Below are 24,560 nucleotides of genomic sequence, written 5' to 3' on the forward strand. Positions count from 1 at the left end.
GCACATCCCCTAAAAGCCCAAGCTCGAAAGCAGATCGTCAACATCATCCTGACCGGACACGACATCCTTACGCATATCGGCATTCATTTGCGGACCTTCACCTTTGGAAGGTTCTTTTTGTTCTTTAAGCTTCTGCTGCTCGGCCAACATCGCATCATGGTCATGCTGGATACCGGCGAACTGGTCGACCTGCCCGGCCATCAGCACCAGCTTGAGCAAGTTGCTTTCAAGCTCGGTGATAAGCCCGGTGACACGCTTGATCACCTGGCCGGTCAGGTCCTGGAAATCCTGGGCCAGCATGATTTCACGCAGATTGCGTGACAGTTGCTCGCTGTCGCCCATGCCGCGCTTGAGAAAATCGTCGATACGCCGCGCCAGTTCGCGAAACTGCTCGGCATTCATCTCCCGGCGCATGAAACGCTGCCAGTCGGCTGTCAGGCTCTGGGATTCGTAGCTGATGTAGTTGACCAGTGGCGCGCATTCCTCGACCAGGTCCATGGTCCGGTTGGCGGCCTTCTCGGTCATCTGCACCACATAGGAAAGCCGGTTGGTGGCATCGGTGATCTGGGATGCCTCGATCTCGCCCCGGGTGTCGATCTCCAGCTTGAGGATCGCGTTGTGCAGCTCACGCGTCAATTTGCCGACTTCCTGGTAGAGGCCACGATCGCGCGTCTGGTTGAGCTTGTGGATCAGTTGCACCGCATCATCGAAACGACCTGCGTCAAGGCTCTCCACCAACTGGTGGGCTTCCTCCTTGAGCGCTTGCTGGAATTCGCTGATGTTCTCTTCTGCCTGCGTCATATTGCCCTCACAGCACTGGTCAGCCGTTGACGCGCTCGAAGATCTTCTCGATCTTGTCCTTGAGCACCTGGGCAGTGAACGGTTTGACCACGTAACCGTTCACCCCGGCCTGTGCCGCCTCGATGATCTGGTCGCGCTTGGCCTCGGCGGTCACCATCAGCACCGGCAGGTGCTTGAGGCGCTCGTCCGCGCGCACGATGCGCAACAGCTCGATGCCGCTCATGCCCGGCATGTTCCAGTCGGTCACGAGGAAATCGAAACTGCCGCTCTTGAGCATCGGCAGTGCCGTAGTGCCGTCGTCCGCCTCGGCGGTGTTGGTGAACCCCAGGTCACGCAGCAGGTTCTTGATGATCCGTCGCATCGTCGAGAAGTCATCGACGATGAGGATTTTCATGTTCTTGTCCAAGTCGACCTCCATAGATCGCAAAATGCAGTCACCGCCAGGAGCGCTCCCACCTCGCGAAGATAACCCATCAATTCGAACGCCATTCACTGAGGCGTGCACGCAAGCGTGCCGCACACTGGCTATGCAACTGGCTGACCCTCGACTCGCTGACGCCAAGCACCTGCCCGATCTCCTTCAGATTCAATTCTTCGTCGTAATACAGGGAAAGTACAAGCTTCTCGCGCTCGGGCAGGTTGGCGATGGCACCGGCCAGCGCGCGCTGGAACCGCTCATCCTCGAGATCGCGGAAAGGCTCGGGATGCGCGCTGTCGTCATTCTCGCCGAACTCCCCATGCTCTCCCTGCAACAGATCGTCGAAGCTGAAAAGCCGGCTGCCCAGGGTATCGCCAAGCATGCCGTAGTATTCATCCAGGCTGACTTCCAGCTCGGCGGCGACCTCCTGGTCCCGGGCATCACGGCCGGTGCGCGACTCGACGGCGCGAATCGCCTCGCTGACCATCCGCGAATTGCGGTGGACCGAACGCGGGGCCCAGTCGCCCTTGCGGATCTCGTCGAGCATCGCCCCACGGATACGGATACCGGCATAGGTCTCGAAGCTTGCGCCCTTGCCCATGTCGTATTTCTTTGCCGCTTCCAGCAGACCGATCATCCCGGCCTGCATCAGGTCGTCGACCTGGACACTGGCCGGCAGACGCGCCAACAGGTGATAGGCAATGCGCTTGACCAACGGCGCATACTGCTCGACCAACCGATATTGTTCATCCCTGCCCTGGCTCTTGCTGTAATACATGCCCAATCCAGCCGCTGTCATTCGTGGGGGTCTGCCGCGGGAGTGATCAAGCGCTCGACGAAGAACTCCAGATGGCCGCGCGGCGTGCTCGGCAGCGGCCAGGTATCCACCTTCTGGGCGATACTCTTGAATGCCAGCGCGCACTTGGAACGCGGATAGGCTTCGTAGACTGCTCGCTGCTTCTGCACGGCCTTTCGCGTTGCCTCATCGTAAGGCACCGCGCCGACGTATTGTAAGGCGACATCGAGGAAGCGTTCGGTGACCTTGGTCAGTTTGGAGAACAGATTGCGCCCTTCCTGGGGTGAATGCGCCATGTTCGCCAGCACCCGGAAGCGGTTGACGCCGTAATCGCGATTGAGCAGTTTGATCAGCGCATAGGCATCGGTGATCGAGGTCGGCTCGTCGGTGACCACAAGAAGCACTTCCTGGGCCGCGCGCACGAAACTGATCACGGCATCGCCGATCCCCGCGGCGGTGTCGATGATCAGTACGTCCAGGTCATCGCTGATCTCGCTGAAAGCCTGGATCAGCCCGGCATGCTGCAGCGAGCTCAACTGCACCATGCTCTGCGTGCCGGAGGCCGCCGGCACGATACGGATCCCCCCCGGCCCCTGTATCAGGACATCGCGCAGGTCGCAGTCCCCGGACACGACATCGGCCAGCGTGCGTTTGGTCGTCAGGCCCAGCAGTACATCCACATTGGCCAGGCCCAGATCGGCGTCGAGCAAGACCACGCGCCGGCCAAGGTCTGCCAGCGCCAGAGCCAGATTGACCGACACATTGGTCTTGCCGACACCACCTTTGCCTCCGGTCACTGCAATAACCTGTACGGGATGTATACCCATCTTCAAACGCCTATTTCCTACTTGGGCCACGGGGCCGGAGACGCGCTCCCGAGAAGCGCTTCTTTGTTATTTGCCGGCCGCGACATTATTTTCCTGCCGCGACATGGTCTCAGCCGACCTGCCGCGATACTTCGTTGTAAAGGCCGGAAAACATATCGGCCATGGTGTCCTCGCTGGGGTCCTCTTCCGACTGCAGGCTCACCGCCCGGCTGATCAGGGCATGACTGCGAGGCAGATGCAGGTCTTCGGGGATCCTCGGGCCATCGGCTAGATAGGCTATCGGCAGATGCTGGCTGATCGTTAGCCCGAGAACATCACCCAGGCTACCGGCCTCGTCCAGCTTGGTCAGAATGCAGCCGGCCAGGCCGCAACGGCGGTAGTTGTGCCAGGCGGCCTTGAGCACCTGGCTCTGGCTGGTCGCCGCCAGCACCAGATAGTTCTTCGACTTGATCCCGCGATCGGACAGCGCCTGCAGTTGCATGCGCAACATCGGGTCGCTGGCCGGCAGCCCGGCCGTATCCATCAGGATCACGCGTTTGCGCGCCAGCGGCGCCAGGCTCTTGGCCAGGGGCTGTGACGCGTCGACCTGAATCACCGGGACATCGAGGATGCGACCCAGGGTCTTGAGCTGCTCCTGGGCACCGATGCGGTAGTTGTCCATGCTCGCCAGGGCGATGTTCTGCGGACCGTACTTGAGCACATAGCGCGCCGCCAGCTTGGCCAGGGTGGTGGTCTTGCCGACACCGGCGGAACCCACCAGGGCAATCACGCCGCCTTCTTCCAGGGGTTCGAGCTTGCTCACCTTGATCGATTGCGACAGATGCCCCAGCAGCATGCGCCAGGCCTGGCGCGGCTCATTGATGGCGGAAACCTTTTCCAGCAGGCTGCGCGAAAGATCGGCCGGCAAACCGACACGCTGCAGTCGGCGCCAGAGACCGACCTGTTGCGGACGACGGCTCTTCTCCTGGCCCCAGGCGATGGAGCCGAGCTGGACCTCGATCAGTTCGCGCAGGCCATGCAATTCCGAGCGCATGGCCTCGATCACCTGCGGCGCGGACGACGGGCTTTTGGCGGCTGCGGCCTGCGGACGTGCGGCGGGGGCGGCCTTGGCGGGTGACTTTTTCTTCTCGTCGGCGACCTGGCGTGGCTGACGCGGCGCGGCGCTCTTCAGTTCGGCATGGGCCGTGGCGATGCGCGACTGGGTCTTGCGCAGCTCGGCCTCGAGTGCCGGATTGGGCTGCTTGGCAGCGGGGCCGTTCATCGGGTAATCGAGCACGGCCGTCAGCTCAACGCCGCCCGCGACCCGGCGATTGCCGATGATCACTGCATCCGCGCCCAACTCGTCACGCACCATTTTCATGGCAATGCGCATATCGGCAGCGAAGAAACGTTTGACCTGCATGGTCTTTACCCTCGATCAGTTCTGCCCCACCGTCGCAACGATGGTGACCTGCTTGTTGTCCGGTATTTCCTGATATGCCAACACGTGCATATTGGGAACCGACAGCCGCGCGAAGCGCGACATCATTGCCCGGATCGGCCCAGCCACCAGCAGGATGACCGGCTTACCGAGCATTTCCTGGCGTTGCGCGGCATTCACCAGGGATTGCTGCAGCTTTTCCGCCATACCCGGCTCTAGCAAAACGCCATCATCCGCGCCTTGCCCAGCCTTCTGCAGACTACTGAGCAAAATCTGTTCCAATCTTGGCTCAAGGGTTATCACAGGCAGCTCAGGCTCAAGCCCCACAAGGTTTTGCACGATCGCGCGGGAAAGCGCGACCCTGACCGCCGCCACCATAGTGGCGGGATCTTGACTCTTCCCACCCGAGTTGGCGATGGCTTCGGCAATGGTGCGAATATCGCGCACCGGCACCTGCTCCTGCAGCAGCGCCTGCAACACCTTGAGCAGGGTCGACAGCGAGACCATGCCGGGAACGAGTTCCTCGGCCAGCTTGGGCGAATTCTTCGCCAGCACCTGCAGCAACTGCTGGACTTCCTCGTGCCCGATCAGTTCGTGGGCATGCTTGTAGAGCACCTGGTTGAGGTGCGTGGCGACCACGGTACTGGCATCCACCACCGTATAACCAAGGGATTGCGCCTGCTCGCGCTGACTGACCTCGATCCACACCGCCTCCAGGCCGAAGGCCGGGTCCTTGGCGCTGATGCCGTTGAGCGGGCCGAATACCTGCCCTGGATTGATCGCCAGTTCACGATCGGGATAGACCTCGGCCTCGGCCAGGTTGACGCCCATCAGCGTCAGCCGATAGGCATTGGGCAACAGGTCGAGGTTGTCGCGGATATGCACGGAAGGCATCAGAAAACCCAGGTCCTGGGACAGCTTCTTGCGCACGCCCTTGATACGCGCCAGCAACTGCCCGCCCTGGTTGCGATCGACCAGCGGGATCAACCGATAACCGACCTCCAGGCCGACCATATCCACCGGCATCACATCGTCCCAGCCCAGTTCCTTGGTTTCCGCCGTACGCTGTGCCGGCAGCAGCTCCAGTTGGCGCTGCTCTTCCTCGACCTTGACCTTCTTCGCCGTAGTGGTCTTTTTCCAGATCAGCCAGGCCGCCAGCCCCGCCAGCCCCCCCAGACCGACGAAGGGCACATGCGGCATGCCCGGCACCAGGCCCATGGCGATCAGGATGGCGGCGGCGATCCCCAGCGCCTTGGGCGAGGCGAACATCTGCCGGCTGACCTGCTGCCCCATGTCTTCGGAACTCGAGACACGGGTCACCATGATCGCCGCCGAAGTCGACAACAGCAGCGACGGAATCTGCGCCACCAGGCCGTCGCCGATGGTCAGCAGCGAATAGATCTTGCCGGCATCGCCGAACGACAGGCCGTGCTGCAGCGTACCGATGGCGATACCGCCGAGCAGGGTCACGAACATGATCAGCAAGCCGGCGATCGCGTCACCGCGCACGAACTTGCTGGCACCGTCCATGGAGCCGTAGAAGTCTGCCTCCTGGGCCACTTCGACGCGGCGCAGCTTGGCTTCGGTCTGGTCGATGATGCCGGCATTGAGGTCGGCGTCGATCGCCATCTGCTTGCCCGGCATGGCATCCAGGGTGAAGCGTGCGCTGACCTCGGAAATCCGCCCGGCGCCCTTGGTCACCACCACGAAGTTGATGATCACCAGGATCGCGAACACTACCGCACCGACCACGTAGTTACCGCCGATCACCACTTCACCGAAGGCCTGGATCACCTTGCCCGCGGCGTCATGCCCCTCCTGGCCGTGCAGCAGCACCACCCGCGTCGAAGCGATGTTCAGCGACAGGCGCAGCAACGTGGCCACCAGCAGGATGGTCGGGAACACCGCGAAATCCAGCGGACGCAAGGCGTACACGCTGACCAGCAACACCACGATGGACAGGGCGATGTTGAAAGTGAACAGCACATCCAGCAGGAACGGCGGCACCGGCAAGGTCATCATGGCCAGCATGGACAATACCAGCAACGGCACGCCCAGGTTGCCGCGACCGGCTCCCAACATGTTGTTGCGCATATTGATCAGTTGCGCGCGATCCAACGTGACCCCCAGATATGGACAAACTATTGACGCAAAACGCCTTACCGCCGGGATATAGCAAGAAGGGGTCCAACTTTGCCAAGGCATTGGCTACAGGGCGGGTCAAGCGAATTGGCGGGTATGCGTGGCACTTGCCGTACAGGCATATGTTCCGGGGTTGGGCAGCAGAGCACTGCGACTGGATTGGCAATCAAGTGTGCGTTTCATCGTAGGCTGCTGGCGGTGTCCTGGCGCCCGTGCTGTCGCGAACCCGGCTAGCCACGCTACGAAGCCTTCGCCGACAAGGATGTCGACGAAGAGCGCCCCCTTATTCGTATGGGCGACGAGTTCATGCGTGTTTCGTAGCGGGGCTGGCCGGGTTCGCGGCAAATACCGTGGTGACTATGGAAAGAGCCGTCGGCGTTGTGCCTGAATCATTCGCAGGCATTTCAGTTTAGCAGGCTGTTTCTTGCAGGCTCCGCCGCTAGTGGCTGTGCGGATGCCAGGTGGCGGGACGGGGCCTTCGCCGCCAGGGATGGCGGCGAAGAGCTACAGGGATGTATTCACGCGTGCCCCGTCCCGCCACCTGGCATTCGCACAGGGACGGTGAGCCCGAGGTCACCCTGTACGATCCGCAAGCCAGACACATTATTTCCAATCCGCCTGCAAGGCATTCCCGCGGAAGCCTCCTCAACCACAGCAGCACCAGCCGGAAACAAAAGTAAACGATATCTATTATCGAAAAGAACGACCATTCGTGCTATCAAAGCCGACCATCCACTCCGAGCAACGAACCCGGGCGCCATCGCGCAGTCGGAAGCAGGAGAGCGCTTTCTCAAACCCAACAAGGAGCTTTCAATGAAACCCTGGATCATCGCCTTACTGAGCGGTTGCACCATCCTGGCCGCCCACGCCGAGACCCTGACCATCCCGGTCAACAGCGTAGACGCCAAGGGCACCGGCCAGTCACTGGGCAGCGTCAGTGTCGAAAGCAGCGCTTATGGCCTGGTATTCCGTCCACACCTGAGCGGCCTGGAACCCGGCCTGCATGGTTTCCATATCCATGCCAAGGGCAACTGCGGCGCCGCCGAAATAGATGGCAAGGCCACTCCAGCCGGCGCTGCCGGCGGCCACTGGGACCCGAAGAACAGTGGCAAGCACGGCGAGCCCTGGGGTGATGGCCACCTCGGCGACCTGCCGGCGCTGCTGGTGACCGCCGATGGCAAGGCCACCCAGCCGGTACTCGCGCCGCGCCTGAAAAGCCTGGACGAGATCAGAGGCCTGGCGCTGATGGTGCACCAGGGCGGCGACAACCATTCCGACCATCCGGCCCCCCTCGGTGGTGGCGGCGCCCGCATCGCCTGCGGCGTCATCGACGAGTAACCACACGACCTGCGCCAAGGCGCCTGAAGGCTATGGCTGGCCGGAAACGGCCAAACCTGTTCTCGTCCAGCGCTCCAGCCTTCAGCACTTTTCCGCCGTTCAAGACCCGGGGCGATACCCGTGAAGCGCCGTCCTAGCCCTGGCCCTTCTCCAGGATATGGCACATGGCGGTCTTGAGCTTCATCGGCCGTACCGGCTTGTGCATCAGCATATGCCCCAGCTCGCGCACCTGCTGCTTGAGCTCGTTGCTGTAGTTGGCGGTAATCATCAACGCCGGCAGCGGCGTGGCGCGGCGCGCGTTGACGGTAGTCACCACGTCGATACCGGTATGGCCATTGTCCAGGTGATAGTCGGCGATGATCATGTCGGCCTCGGCATGAAAATTGTCCACCTGCCGGGCCAGGTCGCTTTCCGACAGCGCCGTGACCACCAGGCAGCCCCAGCCTTCGAGCAGGGTACGCATGCCGGCGCAAATCGCCGTGTCGTTGTCGAGCACCCAGACCCGCGCGCCCTGCAGGCGCTCCACCAACAGTTCGGAAGTAGCGGTTTCGCTACGGACTCGGGAAGCTCGCCTGGCCAGCGGCACCTCGACGGAAAAACGCGAACCATGGCCAAGCCGCGAACTGACCTGGATACGGTGGCCGAGCATGCGCGCGATCTTCTCGACGATCGCCAGCCCCAGCCCCAGCCCGCGATCCTGGTAGGGCTGGGCGCTGTCGCCACGCTTGAACTCATGGAAGATTTCCTCGAGCTTGTCTTCGGCGATGCCCATGCCGGAGTCCCACACTTCGATCGACAGGCTCTGCCGCCGCCGCCGGCAGCCCAGCAGGATGCGCCCGTGGGAGGTATAGCGGATGGCATTGGTCAACAGGTTGCGCAGGATACGCGCCAGCAACTGGATATCGCTGCGTACCAACGCCGAACTGGCGACGAAATCCAGCGCCAGCCCCTGCGTCCCGGACAGTTGGCGGAACTCCATGGCCAGGTTCTCCAGCAGTTCGCTGACCGCGAACGAGGTGATATCCGGCCTGATCACCCCGGCATCCAGCTTGGATATATCCACCAGGGTGCCCAGCAGGTTCTCCACGTCCTCCAGCGAGTTGCTGATATTGCGGATCAACCCGCCACTCTGCCCCGCGTCCCGATCGAGCAGGGCACTGGTGAACAAGCGCGCCGCGTTCAGCGGTTGCAACAGGTCGTGGCTGACCGCCGCGAGGAACTTGGTCTTCGACAGGTTGGCCAGCTCCGCCTCACGCTTGGCCTCGCGCAGACGTGCCTCGACATGGGTACGCTCATCGATCTCGCACAGTAACTGCTCGTTCAGGCTGGTCAGCTCCGCCGTGCGCTCGCGTACACGCTGCTCCAGGTTCTGGTAGGCCTGGTGCAGGGCTTCCGCGGTGCGACGACGGTCGGTGATGTCCTGGATCAGCACGAAGATGCCCGCCACCTCACCACTACCCAGCCGGTTCGGCACATAGGAACGCAGCATGTAGCGTTGCTGGCCGGCATGATTGTGTTCGGCCATCTCGAAGCTGACGCTCTCGCCCGAGAGCGCCCGCTCGATATAGGGCTCCAGTTGCTGCCAATGTTCGCCAGTGTGGATCTCGCGCAGACCCTGGCCGAGCATGCCGTCGCTGGGCCAGCGGTACCACTGTTCGTAGACCTTGTTGGTGAACTCGTAGGTCAGGTCGGCGGAGACATAGGCGATCAGCGCCGGCACATGGTCGGTGATCAACCGGATCCAGCGCTCGCTCTCGCGCAGGGCCTCGGCGTGCCGGTAGCGCTCGGTGATATCGGTGAAGGTGTTCACATAGCCGCCGGTGGGCAGCGGATGCGTGCGGATTTCCAGCATACGCCCATCGAACAGGCGCTGCTCCACCTCCTCCACCGGATGCCCGTCGTCATCCAGGGTCAGGGGTGTCAGCAGTTTCAGTTCGCTCTCGGCCATCACCTCTTCGAACGGGCGGTGCGCCTCGATCGGCGCCAATCCCGAGAGTTCGAGAAAGCGCCGGTTCCACAATTCCAGCGCGCCTTCGGCGCCGACCATCGCCACGCCCTGGGACAGGTTGTCCACCGCACGCTGCAACAATCGCGATTTCTGCGCCAGCGCCTGCTCGCGGCGCATGGTTTCGCTGACTTTGACCTCGGTGATATCGGTATAGAGCACCACCAGACCGCCCTCGCGGGTCGGTCGCTCGCTCACCTGCATCCAACGGCCGCTGTTCAAGCGGTAGACCGTCGGTTCGTTGCCCTTGCCCCGGTGTTCTTCGGCGACCAGCCCGGAGCGCTCCACCAGGCGCCGCACCTCGGCCAGGCGCATGCCACTGGCGATACGTACGCCACTGCGGCTCCAGAGTGTCCTGAAGCGCTTGTTGAACAGCACGATGCGCTGCTCGATATCGTACAGAACGAACGCATCGGAGATGCTCTCGATGGCATCGATCAGGTGCTGGTGCGCCGTCTCGGCGCGCAGGCGGGCATCGCTGAGCAGCTTGTTGCTGGCCTTCAGCTCGGCCATCGCCTGGTTCAATGCATCCGTCCGCTCGCGTACCTGCTCGGCCAGTTCCACCGAATGCTGAAAAGCCGCATAGGCGGCATCGCGCCCGGATGCTCCGGTTTCGATGCGTTCGATCAACGCCGCATTGATGCGCCGCAGTTTGTGATTCTCCAGCTCCAGGGCGGCCAGCCGCTCATGCGCCGCGTCCGCCTGGTCGTCCAATGGCGACGCCGGTGAACGTCTGGTTGATGTGCGTACCATTGAACTGTTCTCCGTAGGTGTTGAAACCGATCACCCGCTGGCGTCGGAGAAAAGCCGATACCTCGTCGGCGCCGCCCTGGCTCTCGACCTCCAGCCGGCGCAGGAAGCAATCGCAACCGATGGTCAGCAGGGGTGGCCCGAGGCGCTGTTCGAGGCGCTCGAACAGCGCCTCCAGGTTCGGTAGCAACGGCCCGGGGCGCATGGAGGTCAGCACGATGCCGTTTTCCACCGCGCAGTAGAAGGTCAGGCTCAGGTCGTCGTTGACCTTCTGGATCGAGCGCACGTAGTACTGCTCGTTGATACGCACGGCCAGGGGATGGGCGGCAAACAGACGGTGGCCCAGTTCGCCGACCGGGACACCGACCAGGCGCGCATACTCTTGCGCCGCCGGCTCGGCATTCAGTTCGAAGACCCGGCGCATCTGGCTGTCGGCGTGGGTTACCACCAGCTTTTCATGGCACGGCAGGATGTGATGGGTGGTGAACACCTCGAAATCCAGCCAGGTGTTCACCAACATGACGATGGCCGCCCCCGAATGGAAGCGCCCCTGGTAATAGACATGGGTATCGGCCAGGTGATTGTCATCTCCCGCCGAGCCGCCGAAATGCGGAATGCTGCCAAAGGCAGCACTCAGGGCCGCGAGCACCACTTCCTCGCGGCTGGACAAGCCATCGAGCAGGGTCAACGCGAAACTGTGACCCTTGAGCGGTGCCAGGCAATTGCTGCGGCAGGTGCTACCCAGGCGCTCCACCAGTTGCTGGGCGTCGACCAGGCTGAAACGCTCCATCTCGTCGATCAGTTCGCAGGCGATGGAAAAACTGCGATGGTCGAAACCAATGGCGCTCACGCAACTGCGGTTATAGCCTTGGGCGGTGATTTCCCCGGCGGACGTACATCCCACCAGGCGTACCCCACCAAAGTAGTTCTGTAGCGCATCGCCCAGCGCGGCCAGGTCGTACTCGGCCGAACAGAAGAACAGCACGAATCCCAGGTGCGGGTGCATGAGCTGGCGGGCCAGGTCCTGCGCCACGGTTTCGGCCAGGCGGCCCTCGGACATGGCGGTGCGTATCACATCGTTCTGCGTCACTGTCACGCGCCCTGCTCCCGGCCAGTCCAATGCCCGCATTTTCATGGAGGGCATTGGCCGGGAGAATGCTACTTGAGTACCGACAGTCCCCTGTCGAAAGTAGCAATTGGCCTGGGGCCTCCAGCTTCTTCTTTAAAACTGGTTCCAGGGGCGGTCGCCCCGCTCGTCGCGAATCCGCGTCGGCAACCCCATCGCATCCAGCAGTTCGAGGAACGGCTCGGCGGGTAGTTCCTCGACGTTGACCATGCGCCGCGCGTCCCACTGGCCACTCGCGATCAGTCGCGCGGCCGCCACCGGAGGCACGCCGGCGGTGTAGGAGATGCCCTGGCTGTCGGTCTCGGCAAAGGCTTCTTCGTGGTCGGCCACGTTGTAGATGAAGACTTCGTGCGGCTTGCCATCCCTGCTGCCCCTGACCAGATCACCGATGCAGGTCTTGCCGGTATAGCCCGGCGCCAGCGAGGCCGGGTCGGGCAGCACGGCCTTGACCACCTTGAGCGGCACCACCTCGAGGCCCTCGGCGGTCTTCACCGGTTGTTCCGAGAGCAGGCCGAGGTTCTTCAGCACGGTGAAGACATTGATGTAGTGATCGCCGAAGCTCATCCAGAAACGAATGTTCGACACATCGAGGTTCTTCGACAGCGAATGCACTTCGTCATGCCCGGTCAGATAGAGGTTCTGCTCGCCCACCACCGGCAGGTCGTCGCTGCGCTTGACCTCGAACATGGCATTGCTGGTCCATTGGCCGTTCTGCCAGCTCCAGACCTGCCCGGTGAACTCGCGGAAGTTGATCTCCGGATCGAAGTTGGTGGCGAAGTACTTGCCATGGGAGCCGGCGTTCACATCGAGGATGTCGATCGAGTCGATGCGGTCGAAGTGGCGCTGGGCCGCCAGTGCCGCATAGGCATTGACCACCCCCGGATCGAAACCGGCGCCGAGAATCGCGGTGACGCCCTTCTCGCGGCATTCGTCCAGGTGCTTCCACTCGTAGTTGCCATACCACGGCGGCGTCTCGCAGACCCGCCCCGGCTCCTCGTGAATCGCGGTGTCCAGGTAGGCCGCGCCCGTCTCGATGCAGGCGCGCAGGACGGACATATTGAGAAAAGCCGATCCCACATTGATGACGATCTGCGACTCGGTTTCGCGGATCAGGGCCTTGGTCGCCTCGACATCCAGAGCGTCCAAGGCATGTGCCTCGAGTTCGGCCGGCAGCTTGGGGCTACCCTTGGCTCTGACGCTGTCGATGATGGCCTGGCACTTGGCGACGCTACGCGAAGCGATGACGATCCTTCCCAGTTCGTCGTTATGCTGCGCACACTTATGGGCCACTACCTTGGCCACCCCCCCTGCACCAATGATCAGGACGTTTCTCTTCATTTACTGTCGTTTCCTCCTACGGGCCTTCTGCACATCCATGGTGGATGCTCAGGAGAGGCTGCCCAGATAGTCTTCGAAGCCGAACTCGCGAACCAGCTCGACGCTACCATCGAGCTGGCGCACGGCGATCGCCGGCATCTTGAGTCCGTTGAACCAGTTTTTCTTGACCATGGTGTAACCCGCCGCGTCGCTGAACGACAGACGATCGCCGATGGCCAGCGGACGATCGAAACGGTATTCGCCGAAGATATCCCCGGCCAGGCAGGACTTGCCGCACACCATATAGGTATGCTCGCCCTCGCTCGGTTCCATCTTCGCATTCAGGCGGTAGATCAGCAGGTCGAGCATATGCGCCTCGATGGAGCTGTCGACCACCGCCAGGTGCTTGCCGTTGTACAGGGTATCAAGCACCGTGACTTCCAGCGACGCACTGCGGGTGATCGCGGCTTCGCCCGGCTCGAGATAGACCTGCACGCCATAGCGCTGGGAAAAGTCCTTGAGGCGTACGGCGAAATCCTCCAGCGGATAACCGCCGCCGGTGAAATGAATACCGCCGCCCAGGCTGACCCACTCGACCCGATGCAACAGGTGACCGAAGCGTTTCTCGATCACCGCGAGCATCTCGCTGAACAGCTCGAAACTCTCGTTCTCGCAGTTGTTGTGGAACATGAAGCCGGAAACCTGATCGAGCACCGCCTCGATCTTTTCCGGGTCCCACTCGCCCAGGCGGCTGAACGGTCGCGCCGGATCGGCCAGCAGGTAATCCGAACTGCTCACCTGCGGGTTGACGCGCAGACCCCGCACCGCGCCGGCCGACACCTCGGAAAAACGCTGCAACTGGCCGATGGAGTTGAAGATGATCTTGTCCGAGTTGGCCAGCACCTCGTCGATCTCGTCGTCGGCCCAGGCCACGCTGTAGGCATGGGTTTCGCCCGCGAACTTTTCGCGCCCAAGCTTCACCTCATACAGCGAGGACGATGTAGTGCCGTCCATGTACTGCTGCATCAGGTCGAATACCGACCAGGTGGCGAAGCACTTGAGCGCCAGCAGCGCCCTGGCCCCGGACAGCTCGCGTACCCTGGCGATCTTCTCCAGGTTGACCAGCAGCTTCTGTTTGTCGATGAGGTAATAAGGCGTCTTGATCATCCATCCACCCGAGTAATGAGGGTCGCCAGAGGAGGTCTTCCGGCCTCCTCGAACAAAAGTGGACGCGAATTGTGCCGATAACCGGCGCATATCTAAAGGGCATTACTCATATTTCGGGACACCCATGCCCCGTGTTCCAAGCTGCGGGCCTTGCCAGCCGTGCCTTGTGGCCTGGTCACAGGTTGCGACAAAACGCCTGCCGGCAGGCCCCTCCACGGCACCGAGCATGCCCTTTGCGGCATGACGGCTTTATGACAGGTGGCGCTACAAGGCATCCCCGCCCCTTGCCCAGGGCGATCGTGCTATGCCGTTATTCACTGGCAAGGCGCTTCGATAAAAGCGCTGGAGGCTGGAAAGCTGGACGAAAAGCACTGGCGGCCATGCGCTTTCGTCCAGCCTTCCAGCGCTGTTTTCGGCTGTTTGCCGAGCATATTGGCACCTTGCCGCAGGAGCGGGCGCCTGCCCCGCGGGGCGGCAGGATAGGGCGGAGTGCAACGATAGCCGCCCCTACACCTGCAGCAATCGCTGGCGTAGCGCCTGGATCTCGTCGCGCAGTTGCGCCGCCGCCTCGAACTCCAGGTCCCGCGCCAATGTGTACATGCGCTCTTCCAGCGCCCGGATGCGCTTGTTGATCTCGCTGGGCGAGCGCAGGCTCTGCTCGTATTTGGCCGCCTCCTCCGCCACCTTGGCCTCGCCGCGCCGCTTCCGGCTGCGCGATCCCGGCACGGTGGCGCCTTCGAGGATGTCCTGGACATCCTTCTGCACCCCCTTGGGCACGATGCCGTGGGCCTCGTTGAAGGCGATCTGCTTGTTGCGCCGCCGCTCGGTCTCGCCGATCGCCCGTTCCATCGAACCGGTCATGTTGTCGGCATAGAGGATCGCCCGGCCATTGAGATTGCGCGCGGCGCGGCCGATGGTCTGGATCAGCGAGCGCTCCGAACGCAGGAAGCCCTCCTTGTCGGCATCGAGGATGGCCACCAGCGACACCTCGGGCATATCCAGGCCCTCGCGCAGCAGGTTGATGCCGACCAGCACATCGAAGGCGCCCAGGCGCAGATCGCGGATGATCTCGACGCGCTCCACCGTGTCGATATCCGAGTGCAGGTAGCGCACCCGCACATCGTGGTCGCCGAGGTAGTCGGTCAGGTCCTCGGCCATGCGCTTGGTCAGGGTGGTGACCAGCACCCGCTCCTCCTTGGTCACGCACTTGCGGATCTCCGAGAGCAGGTCGTCCACCTGGGTCAGCGCCGGGCGCACCTCGATCTGCGGGTCGACCAGCCCGGTCGGGCGCACCACCTGCTCGATCACCCGCCCCGCATGCTCGGCCTCGTACGGCCCTGGCGTGGCCGAGACGAAAATGGTCTGCGGGCTGATCGCCTCCCACTCGTCGAAGCGCATCGGCCGGTTGTCCAGCGCCGAGGGCAGGCGGAAGCCGTATTCCACCAGGGTTTCCTTGCGCGAGCGGTCGCCCTTGTACATCGCGCCGACCTGCGGAACGCTGACGTGGGACTCGTCAATAACCAGCAGCGCGTTGTCCGGCAGGTAGTCGTAGAGGGTCGGCGGCGCCTCGCCGGAGTCGCGCCCGGAGAGGTAGCGCGAGTAGTTTTCGATGCCGTTGCAATAACCCAGCTCCAGGATCATCTCCAGGTCGAAGCGGGTGCGCTGCTCGAGGCGCTGCGCCTCCACCAGCTTGTCGTGGCTGCGCAGGTATTCCAGGCGTTCGGCCAGCTCCAGCTTGATCTTCTCCACCGCCTCCAGCAGCGTCTCGCGCGGCGTGACGTAGTGGCTCTTGGGGTAGAAGGTGAAGCGCGGCAGCTTGCGGATCACCTCGCCGGTCAGCGGATCGAAGGCCGACAGGCTTTCCACCTCGTCGTCGAACAGCTCGATCCGCACCGCCTCCAGCTCCGACTCGGCGGGATATACGTCGATCACATCGCCGCGCACGCGGAAGGTGGCGCGGGCGAAGTCCATGTCGTTGCGGGTGTATTGCAGGCCGGTCAGGCGGCGCAGCAGCTCGCGCTGGTCGATGGGGTCGCCACGGTCCAGGTGCAGCACCATCTTCAGGTAGGACTGCGGGTCGCCCAGGCCGTAGATGCAGGACACCGTGGTGACGATGATCGCGTCCGGGCGCTCCAGCAGCGCCTTGGTCGCCGACAGGCGCATCTGCTCGATATGGTCGTTGATCGAGGCATCCTTCTCGATGAAGGTGTCCGACGACGGCACATAGGCCTCGGGCTGGTAGTAGTCGTAGTAGGAAACGAAATACTCCACTGCGTTGTTCGGGAAGAACGCCTTGAACTCGCCGTACAACTGCGCGGCCAGGGTCTTGTTCGGCGCCAGCACCAGGGTCGGGCGCTGTACCTGGGCGATCACGTTGGCGATGCTGAAGGTCTTGCCGGAACCGGTCACACCCAGCAGCGTCTGGTGCGACAGGCCGGCCTCCAGCCCCTCGACCATCTGCCGGATCGCCTCGGGCTGATCGCCCGCCGGCTTGAAACGCGTGACCAGTTCGAATCGTGACATAACCACCTCTGCAAGGGCATGGCAGCAGGCCATGCCGTATTTCACCCACGGCACCGCGACGACACGGCGGAATGACCGAATGAATCGAGCGAAACCGGCCACTATCATATCGCGGCCCGACCGCAACACCGCTATACTATCGCCCCGTTTGCGCACCGCCCTCAGCGCCGAAGCGAGGGTGTGTTTCACCCATATTTCTCTTCGAGCCTGCCCACCATGAGTTTGTTCTCCGCTGTCGAACTGGCACCGCGTGATCCCATCCTCGGTCTCAACGAGGCCTTCAATGCCGACACGCGACCGAACAAGGTCAACCTCGGCGTCGGCGTCTACTACAACGAAGAAGGCCGCATTCCGCTGCTGCGTGCGGTAGCCGCCGCCGAACAGGCTCGCCTGAGCGCCCATGCGCCGCGTGGCTACCTGCCGATCGAAGGCATCGCCGCCTATGACAGCGCCGTGCAGAAGCTGCTGCTCGGCGCAGACTCGCCGTTGATCGCCAGCGGGCGCGTCGTCACCACCCAGTCGCTCGGCGGCACCGGCGCGTTGAAGGTCGGCGCCGACTACCTCAAGCGCCTGCGCCCGGATGCCGTGGTGGCCATCAGCAACCCCAGTTGGGAAAACCATCGCGCGCTGTTCGAGTCCGCCGGCTTCCCGGTGCGCAGCTATCGCTACTACGATGCCCAGAGCCATGGCGTCGACCGCGCCGGCATGCTGCAAGACCTGCAGCAACTGCCGGCCGGCTCGATCCTCGTACTGCACGCCTGCTGCCACAACCCGACCGGCGTCGACCTGAGGCTGGAAGACTGGCAAGCCGTGCTTGAAGTCGTCCGGGCCAAGGGGCATATCCCCTTCCTCGACATCGCCTACCAGGGCTTCGGTGACGGCCTGGAAGAAGATGCCGCCGCCGTACGCCTGTTCGCCGGGTCAGGCCTGGACTTCCTGGTATCCAGTTCCTTCTCCAAATCCTTCTCCCTCTACGGCGAACGGGTCGGCGCCCTGTCGCTGGTCACCGCGGACCGCGAGGAATCGACCCGCGTACTGTCGCAGATCAAGCGCGTGATCCGCACCAACTACTCCAACCCGCCGACCCATGGCGCCGTGGTGGTCTCCAGCGTCCTCAACAACCCGGAGCTGCGCGCCCTGTGGGAGGCCGAGCTGGGCGAGATGCGCGACCGCATCCGCCAGATGCGCCTCGACATGGTCGAACGGCTGGCGGCCAAGGGCGCCAGCCAGGACTTCGGCTTCGTCGCCCGGCAGCGTGGAATGTTCTCCTATTCTGGCCTGACGCCCGAACAGGTCGAGCGCCTGCGCGTGGAGTTCGGCGTCTATGCCATCGGCACCGGACGCATCTGTGTGGCGGCGCTGAACCAGCACAACCTCGACGCGGTGACAGACGCCATCGTCCGCGTCCTGTGAACGCCCGGCACGTTTGCAAAGGGGCTTGACTTCCCCTTTGCAAACAGTAGGATACGCACCGTTATTCCGCGATAGCTCAGTCGGTAGAGCAAATGACTGTTAATCATTGGGTCCCTGGTTCGAGTCCAGGTCGCGGAGCCAGACTCTAAAGCCTCGGTGCATACCGGGGCTTTTTCGTATCCGCCAGACTCTCACCAGGGACTGCGTCCCAGGTTATTCGGCCTGCGGCCTCACCCCTTCGGGGCCGCGCTGAAGCGCGTTCAGCTTCGCTGTCGAGTCCAGGTCGCGGAGCCAGACTCTAAAGCCTCGGTGCATACCGGGGCTTTTTCGTATCCGCCAGACTCTCACCAGGGACTGCGTCCCAGGTTATTCGGCCTGCGGCCTCACCGCTCGATCCGCCAGACTGCCTGGCGGCAGCCCCCTCTCCTTCACCTCGCGCTCGTTGTGTATCACAATCACAACCGGTTCCCCGACCTCGCACTTCATGCCGCTGCAACCTTGTGACACAAAGTCCGTTCCTCGCGGACCGGCTTTCGGATACTCCACGCAGTGGTAATGAGGCGGGGGCCACTCTCCAAACGAGATCAGAACCTCTGTCTCTGGGCTGGAACGGCCTCCGGTATCGTCTTGAAAATACCGCCTCTTGACGATGGGGCAAACATAAAAGGCTTGAGGCTTGAGGCTTGAGGCTTGAGGCTTGAGGCTTGATAGTGTGCAGGGGTTCGTCGAAAACCTGTCGAGCCTTTTCTGCGCTTTTTCCCGGCCTATGGCTTCAATTCACCTTTCGCTACATTCATCCCCGAAGAGCCGGCAACAGCGCTGAAAGGCTGGGCGACAGGCAGGCCGTGGCCTGCGCGAAACCGCAGTGTCCACGTCCAGCTTTCCGGCCGCCAGCGCTCTTTGATCGAAAGCGTTGTAGCGCAGGCGGCGGCACAGGGCGCCTCAGGCGATCGCCGTCAGCAGCTTCTCCCACGCCTTGACTTCCTTCTTCGACGCGCCACCCAGCAGTTCCAGCGCCTGGCGCAGGCGATAGCGGGTGATATCCGGGCCGAGGATCTCCATCGCATCGAGCACCGATACGGAGCTGGCCTGGCCAGTGATGGAGGCGAACATCAGCGGCATGACATCACGCAACTTCAGTTCCAGGTGGTCCGCCACGGCCTGAATACAACCGGTAATACGTTCCTTCTCCCACTGACGCAGCGCCTCCAGCTTCCACAGCACCAGTTGCAGCACCTGGCGCACCTGCACCGCGTCCAGCCTCTTGTGCTCGAACAGCGCCGGCTCAAGATTCAGCGCACCACTGAAGAAGAATGCCGCCAATGGCGCGATCTGGCTGAAAGTCTCCACTCGCCCCTGCACATGGGGTGCGATCTTCATCAGGTACTCGGGGTTGAGCGCCCACTTCTGCACTTCGCTGGCGAAGGCTTCCACAGGCAACTCGCGCAGCCACTGGCCGTTGAGCCAGGACAGCTTCTCCAGATCGAAGATCGGGCCGCCGAGGGATACACGCTGGATATCGAAATGCTCGATCATTTCCGCCAGGGTGAACTTCTCGCGTTCGTCCGGCATCGACCAGCCCATGCGCCCCAGGTAGTTGAGCATGGCCTGCGGCAGGTAGCCCATGCGCTCGTAGAAAGTGATCGAAGTCGGGTTCTTGCGCTTGGACAGCTTGCTCTTGTCCGGATTGCGCAGCAGCGGCATGTAGCACAGTTGCGGCTGCTCCCAGCCGAAGTACTCGTAGAGCTTGATCAGCTTGGGCGCCGAAGGCAGCCACTCCTCGCCACGCAGCACATGGGTGATGCCCATCAGGTGGTCATCGACCACGTTGGCCAGGAAGTAGGTCGGCAGGCCGTCGGTCTTCATCAGCACCTGCATGTCCATGCGGTCCCAGGGGATCTCGACATCGCCACGCAGCATGTCCGGCACCACGCAGACGCCCTCGTCGGGGACCTTCATGCGGATCACGTGCGGCTCGCCAGCGGCCAGCCGGCGCTGCACTTCCTCTGCCGACAGTTTCAGCGCCCGCCCGTCGTAACGCGGCGTCTCGCCACGCGCCATCTGCTCGGCGCGCATCTGGTCGAGTTCCTCGGCGCTGCAAAAGCAATAGAAGGCATGCCCCTTCTCCACCAGCTCCAACGCGTACTTGCGGTAGATATCGCCCCGCTCGCTCTGCCGGTACGGGCCGTGCGGGCCGCCGACATCCGGGCCCTCGTCCCATTCGATCCCCAGCCAGCGCAGCGCATCGTAGATCTGCTGCTCGGACTCGCGAGTCGAGCGCAACTGGTCGGTATCCTCGATACGCAGGATGAACTGCCCGCCATGCTGACGCGCGAAACACAGGTTGAACAGCGCGATATAGGCGGTGCCGACGTGCGGATCGCCCGTCGGCGAGGGCGCGATACGGGTACGAACGGTGGTCATGTGAACTCTCGAAAGACAAGTATTCAGGGAAAAGCCGAGGCGCGGATATTAACAGGCAAGCGGCGCCAGCCCCAAACACCCGCGAAGCTTTTGCCGCCATATCCATGCGCGGCCAATGCCACTGCCATAAGGGGCCAATGACGGCATCCGACCTACGACACGCCAATAGCGATTATCATTTCATAAACAAAACATTAAGATGCCCGCGACCAGTCCGCATGCGCAGGTAATATTTTTTTGCAAATGCAGGTGCGGGTTTTCCCTGTCTCATCCGTCTTTAAGTATGCAGTCCCTGCAACGGACACGGCGCCAGCAAGCGCCCAGGAGAAACCCCGGCCCGCGCCCCATGGCGCAGGCCGGGTTGCCGCATGCCTGAAGTTTCCCGCAGCCCGCCTCGCCGGGCTGAACGACGATCGAGGAGAAGCACAATGAAAAAACCAGACCTGGCCACCGGCGCACTGGCCCTGATGCTATGCACCATGGCAGGCGGCGCATTCGCCCACAATCCTGTTTGCCAGTGCGAGGAAGACGGCGACGAGATCATCTGCACCGGCGGCTTTTCCGATGGCAGCGGGGCCCCTGGCGTGACCATCGATGTCATCGACTACGAAGAAAACGTCCTGCTCCCCGGCAAACTGAGCGATGACTCGACGCTGCGTTTCAAACGCCCCGATGGCGAGTTCTATGTGCTGTTCGACGCCGGCCCCGGCCACGTGGTCGAGATCGATCACACCGACATCTCCGTCCAATGACCGTCCAGGTGGTACGCCCCGCCGGGGCCGGCCATGAAACCCTGTACGTCCTGCTGTTCTGCCTGTGCATCCTGCTCGGAGCCGGCCTGGTCGTGGCCTGGCAATCGACCAGCGAACCGGATGACGAACTCGCCGCCCACCAGATAGATGCCCGCTTCGATCTGACCTCCGCCGAACAGGGCATCTATACCGACCTGCGCGTGGCCCACGAGGAAATCGCCATTCACCAGGAAGAGGAAGGGCGACTGCCCCCCCCCGAACTGCTGGCCGAGGAAGGTTTCCCGCCCTTCGCCGAAGACAGCAGCCATCGGAGCCGGGGCGCCCACCTCTGGCAACTGGTCGAAGTCGGCGGTCGCCAGGCCTATACGGGCCTGAGCGAGTCGGTGGCGGTCGCCGGCTCTTTCCTGATGCTTGCCGATGAGGTTTCCGCAACGGAGTCGGATATCTGGCTCAACCGCACCAAAGCGCCCGAACTACCGACTCAGTTGTCGAGCGACGCCCTGGTCGCAACCGGCTGGAAACAGATCGCGACCCGCTTCGATGCCGGCGTCACCCGCAAACAGCACGCCCATTGAGTGCTCTATTCCTTTTGCAAAAGGCTCACGATGCCCATGTCTTTCCCATGTCTCCCACCTCGTCGACACTTCATCCGCGTATTGCTGCTCGGCCTGCTGGCCACGCTGCTCGCACCTGCCGCACAGGCCGACGGCAAGCGCCTGCGCATCGGCATCACCCTGCACCCCTACTACAGCTATGTCAGCAACATCGTCGCCGACAAGGCCGATGTGGTGCCGCTGATCCCGGCCGGCTTCAACCCGCATGCCTACGAGCCGCGCGCCGAGGACATCAAGCGTATCGGCACACTGGACGTGGTGGTACTCAATGGTGTCGGGCATGACGACTTCGCCGACCGCATGATCGAGGTCAGCGAGCGTCCGGACATCCCGGTGATCGAAGCCAACGCCAACGTGCCGCTGCTGGCGGCCACCGGCCAGGCCGCACGCGGTGCCGGCAAGGTGGTCAACCCGCACACCTTCCTGTCGATCAGCGCCACCGTCGCCCAGGTCAACAATATCGCCCGCGAACTGGGCAAGCTCGACCCGGCCAACGCCAGGTTCTATACCAGCAATGCCCGCGCCTACGCCAAGCGCCTGCGCGGCATGCGCGCCCAGGCCCTGGGCAAGCTCACCGCGGCGCCCAACGCCGATTTCCGCGTCGCCACCATCCACGGCGCCTATGACTACCTGCTGCGTGACTTCGGCCTGGAAGTCACCGCGGTGGTGGAGCCGGCCCACGGTATCGAGCCGAGCCCCAGCCAGTTGAAGAAGACCATCGACCAACTGAAAAACCTCGATGTGAAGGTGATCTTTTCGGAAATGGACTTCCCTTCCACCTACGTGGAAACCATCCAACGCGAGTCCGGCGTCAAGCTCTATGCCCTGACGCATATTTCCTACGGCGAATACAGCGCCGATAAATACGAGGAAGAAATGACCCGCAACCTCGACACCGTGGTCAGGGCCATCCAGGAAGCCGGAGCATGATGGGAGAACGCAAGGAAGCGACCGGTCCGGCCATCGACTTCGACGGCGTCGGCCTCGTCCTGGGCGGTACGCGCATCCTCGAACAGGTGACATTGCACATACAGTCAGGGCATGCACATGCACTGGTCGGCCCAAATGGCGGCGGCAAGAGCTCGCTGGTCAAGACCCTGCTCGGGCAAATGCCCCACAGCGGCAGGCTGAGCCTGGACTGGAACGGCGAGCCCGGCGTCATCGGCTATGTGCCGCAGGCGCTGGAGTTCGACCGCGGCCTGCCGATGACCGTGGACGACTTCATGGCCTCCATGTGCCAGCAGCGCCCGGCGTTCCTCGGCCTGTCCCGCCGGCATGCACCGGCCATCGAACAGGCGCTGCTGCGCGTCGGCATGCAGGACAAGCGCAAGCGCCGCATGGGCGCGCTCTCCGGCGGCGAGCGCCAGCGCGTGCTGCTCGCCCAGGGCCTGATCCCGGCACCGCGCCTGCTGATCCTCGACGAGCCGATGTCGGCCCTCGACGAAGCCGGCATCCAGGTATTCGAACGCCTGCTCGGCGACTGGCGCCGCGACGGCATCACCATCCTCTGGATCGAGCACGACCTGGAAGCCGTGGGCCGCCTGGCAGACCGGGTGACAGGCCTGAACCGGCGCGTGCTCTTCGATGCGCCGCCGGCCCAGGCGCTGACGCCGGAGCGGCTGCTCGGGCTGTTCTCCACCCACCCTCGCGTCGCCGGGAGCACGCCCGCATGAGTTTCGACTATGAACACTTCCGCCTGCTGATCCAGGGCTGGGCGGCGGCGGGCTACCTGCCCCAGGCGCTGGCCTATGGCTTCGTCGTCAATGCGCTGCTGGCCGGCCTGATGATCGGCCCGGTGCTCGGCGGCCTTGGCACCCTGGTGGTGGTCAAGCGCTTCGCCTTCTTCTCGGAAGCGGTGGGCCATGCGGCGCTGACCGGGGTGGCCATCGGCATCCTGCTCGGCGAACCCTATACCAGCCCCTATGGCAGCCTGTTCGCCTACTGCCTGCTGTTCGGCATCCTGCTCAACTACCTGCGCAACCGCACCGGGCTGTCCCCGGACACGCTGATCGGCGTGTTCCTCTCGGTGTCGCTGGCGCTCGGCGCCAGCCTGCTGCTGGTGCTGGCGGGCAAGATCAACGTGCATATCCTGGAGAACGTACTGTTCGGCTCGGTGCTGACCGTCAACGCCACCGACCTGCTGGTGCTGGCGGTGGTCGGCAGCCTGGTGCTGGCCCTCGCCCTGCCACTGTACAACCGCATCATGCTGGCCAGTTTCAACCCGCAACTGGCCGCCGTGCGCGGCGTGGCGGTCAAGACCCTGGACTACCTGTTCGTGATCCTCGTCACGCTGATCACGGTCGCCGCGGTCAAGGTCATCGGCGCGATCCTGGTCGGCGCCCTGCTGGTCATCCCGGCGGCGGCGGCGCGCCTGCTCAGCCAGTCGCTCAAGGGCTTCTTCTGGCTATCGGTGGCCATCGCGACCCTGAGCACCCTGGCCGGCATCCTGCTGCCGATCACCCTCGACCTGCCCGTGCCATCCGGCGCCGCGATCATTCTGGTCGCCGGTATCGCCTTCGCCCTGGCCGCCATCGCCCGCGGCATCCTCCCAAGCCTGAAAGGAAACCTTGGATGAACCTCAAGCTCCAGCATTTCGCGCTCGCGCTGGCCCTCGCGGGCCTGCCCCTGCATCACCTGCAGGCCGCCAGCGCCCCGGCCAGTACCGAGAAAGTCAGCGTACTGGCTGCCCTGCCCATCACCCACGGTCTTGCCGAACGACTGCTTGCC

19 protein-coding genes and 1 tRNA gene are annotated in these 24,560 nt (G+C 63.2%); 8 read left to right on the forward strand and 12 right to left on the reverse strand.

The window, feature by feature from the left end; all coding sequences use genetic code 11:
- Positions 1 to 9 precede the first annotated feature (9 nt).
- The 6 genes from DNJ95_RS13545 to flhA form a co-directional block, all read right to left on the reverse strand.
- Positions 10 to 801: a protein phosphatase CheZ gene (locus DNJ95_RS13545; protein WP_131185259.1), complete on the reverse strand. Its 792-nt coding sequence runs from the start codon at positions 799 to 801 to the stop codon at positions 10 to 12.
- A gap of 19 nt (positions 802 to 820) precedes the next feature.
- A complete protein-coding gene (locus tag DNJ95_RS13550; RefSeq protein ID WP_181953395.1) occupies positions 821 to 1,195 on the reverse strand; it encodes a chemotaxis response regulator CheY in 375 nt (124 codons plus the stop codon).
- 79 nt (positions 1,196 to 1,274) lie between these two features.
- The gene (locus DNJ95_RS13555) at positions 1,275 to 2,018 is read right to left on the reverse strand and encodes an RNA polymerase sigma factor FliA (RefSeq protein WP_242671897.1); all 744 of its coding nucleotides are present in this window, start codon (positions 2,016 to 2,018) and stop codon (positions 1,275 to 1,277) included.
- Entirely contained in the window at positions 2,015 to 2,842 is an 828-nt protein-coding gene (gene fleN / locus DNJ95_RS13560) for a flagellar synthesis regulator FleN (RefSeq protein ID WP_131185262.1), read from the reverse strand. Before fleN ends, DNJ95_RS13555 begins: the two co-directional genes overlap by 4 nt.
- A gap of 109 nt (positions 2,843 to 2,951) precedes the next feature.
- On the reverse strand, positions 2,952 to 4,244 hold the full coding sequence (gene flhF / locus DNJ95_RS13565) for a flagellar biosynthesis GTPase FlhF (RefSeq protein ID WP_131185263.1): 1,293 nt from the start codon (positions 4,242 to 4,244) through the stop codon (positions 2,952 to 2,954).
- A 15-nt stretch (positions 4,245 to 4,259) separates the two neighbouring features.
- Entirely contained in the window at positions 4,260 to 6,380 is a 2,121-nt protein-coding gene (gene flhA / locus DNJ95_RS13570; protein WP_131185264.1) for a flagellar biosynthesis protein FlhA, read from the reverse strand.
- Between the two features lie 837 nt (positions 6,381 to 7,217).
- On the opposite strand from flhA, the gene sodC reads away from it, so the two are divergent.
- Positions 7,218 to 7,742, forward strand: a complete 525-nt coding sequence (sodC, locus tag DNJ95_RS13575) for a superoxide dismutase family protein (RefSeq protein WP_131185265.1) — start codon at positions 7,218 to 7,220, stop codon at positions 7,740 to 7,742.
- A 133-nt stretch (positions 7,743 to 7,875) separates the two neighbouring features.
- Here sodC and nahK read toward each other — a convergent pair whose 3' ends face one another.
- From nahK to uvrB, 5 genes are all read right to left on the reverse strand, one after another.
- Positions 7,876 to 10,500 (reverse strand): hybrid sensor histidine kinase/response regulator NahK/ErcS', encoded by a 2,625-nt coding sequence (nahK, locus tag DNJ95_RS13580; RefSeq protein ID WP_131185266.1) that lies wholly within the window; start codon positions 10,498 to 10,500, stop codon positions 7,876 to 7,878.
- On the reverse strand, positions 10,433 to 11,593 hold the full coding sequence (gene nosP / locus DNJ95_RS13585; protein ID WP_181953396.1) for a nitric oxide-sensing protein NosP: 1,161 nt from the start codon (positions 11,591 to 11,593) through the stop codon (positions 10,433 to 10,435). Before nosP ends, nahK begins: the two co-directional genes overlap by 68 nt.
- Positions 11,594 to 11,719: 126 nt before the next feature.
- On the reverse strand, positions 11,720 to 12,961 hold the full coding sequence (locus tag DNJ95_RS13590; RefSeq protein ID WP_131185267.1) for a saccharopine dehydrogenase family protein: 1,242 nt from the start codon (positions 12,959 to 12,961) through the stop codon (positions 11,720 to 11,722).
- Between the two features lie 48 nt (positions 12,962 to 13,009).
- On the reverse strand, positions 13,010 to 14,107 hold the full coding sequence (locus DNJ95_RS13595; protein WP_131185268.1) for a carboxynorspermidine decarboxylase: 1,098 nt from the start codon (positions 14,105 to 14,107) through the stop codon (positions 13,010 to 13,012).
- A 507-nt stretch (positions 14,108 to 14,614) separates the two neighbouring features.
- Entirely contained in the window at positions 14,615 to 16,630 is a 2,016-nt protein-coding gene (gene uvrB, locus DNJ95_RS13600; protein ID WP_131185269.1) for an excinuclease ABC subunit UvrB, read from the reverse strand.
- Positions 16,631 to 16,846: 216 nt separating this feature from the next.
- Between uvrB and DNJ95_RS13605 the strand changes: the two genes are divergently transcribed.
- Both DNJ95_RS13605 and DNJ95_RS13610 read left to right on the forward strand, forming a co-directional pair.
- Positions 16,847 to 18,043 carry an amino acid aminotransferase gene (locus DNJ95_RS13605; protein WP_131185270.1) on the forward strand — a complete coding sequence of 399 codons (1,197 nt, stop codon included), beginning with the start codon at positions 16,847 to 16,849 and terminating at the stop codon, positions 18,041 to 18,043.
- Between the two features lie 65 nt (positions 18,044 to 18,108).
- Positions 18,109 to 18,184 (forward strand) — tRNA-Asn (locus tag DNJ95_RS13610).
- A gap of 801 nt (positions 18,185 to 18,985) precedes the next feature.
- On the opposite strand, the gene gltX is transcribed toward DNJ95_RS13610, so the two are convergent.
- On the reverse strand, positions 18,986 to 20,467 hold the full coding sequence (gltX, locus tag DNJ95_RS13615; protein WP_131185271.1) for a glutamate--tRNA ligase: 1,482 nt from the start codon (positions 20,465 to 20,467) through the stop codon (positions 18,986 to 18,988).
- A 428-nt stretch (positions 20,468 to 20,895) separates the two neighbouring features.
- On the opposite strand from gltX, the gene DNJ95_RS13620 reads away from it, so the two are divergent.
- The 5 genes from DNJ95_RS13620 to DNJ95_RS13640 are packed head-to-tail and all read left to right on the forward strand — an operon-like array spanning position 20,896 to position 24,408.
- Positions 20,896 to 21,219, forward strand: coding sequence for a hypothetical protein (locus DNJ95_RS13620; protein WP_131185272.1), 324 nt, complete (start codon positions 20,896 to 20,898; stop codon positions 21,217 to 21,219).
- Positions 21,216 to 21,794, forward strand: coding sequence for a DUF6162 family protein (locus DNJ95_RS13625; RefSeq protein ID WP_131185273.1), 579 nt, complete (start codon positions 21,216 to 21,218; stop codon positions 21,792 to 21,794). Before DNJ95_RS13620 ends, DNJ95_RS13625 begins: the two co-directional genes overlap by 4 nt.
- A 30-nt stretch (positions 21,795 to 21,824) precedes the next feature.
- On the forward strand, positions 21,825 to 22,763 hold the full coding sequence (locus DNJ95_RS13630) for a metal ABC transporter substrate-binding protein (RefSeq protein ID WP_131185274.1): 939 nt from the start codon (positions 21,825 to 21,827) through the stop codon (positions 22,761 to 22,763).
- Positions 22,760 to 23,506: a metal ABC transporter ATP-binding protein gene (locus DNJ95_RS13635; protein ID WP_131185275.1), complete on the forward strand. Its 747-nt coding sequence runs from the start codon at positions 22,760 to 22,762 to the stop codon at positions 23,504 to 23,506. The genes DNJ95_RS13630 and DNJ95_RS13635 overlap by 4 nt, the downstream gene beginning before the upstream one ends.
- The gene (locus DNJ95_RS13640; protein ID WP_131185276.1) at positions 23,503 to 24,408 is read left to right on the forward strand and encodes a metal ABC transporter permease; all 906 of its coding nucleotides are present in this window, start codon (positions 23,503 to 23,505) and stop codon (positions 24,406 to 24,408) included. Before DNJ95_RS13635 ends, DNJ95_RS13640 begins: the two co-directional genes overlap by 4 nt.
- The last annotated feature ends 152 nt before the right edge of the window (positions 24,409 to 24,560 follow it).

Source organism: Stutzerimonas kirkiae, assembly GCF_004327335.1.
Taxonomy (GTDB): domain Bacteria; phylum Pseudomonadota; class Gammaproteobacteria; order Pseudomonadales; family Pseudomonadaceae; genus Stutzerimonas; species Stutzerimonas kirkiae.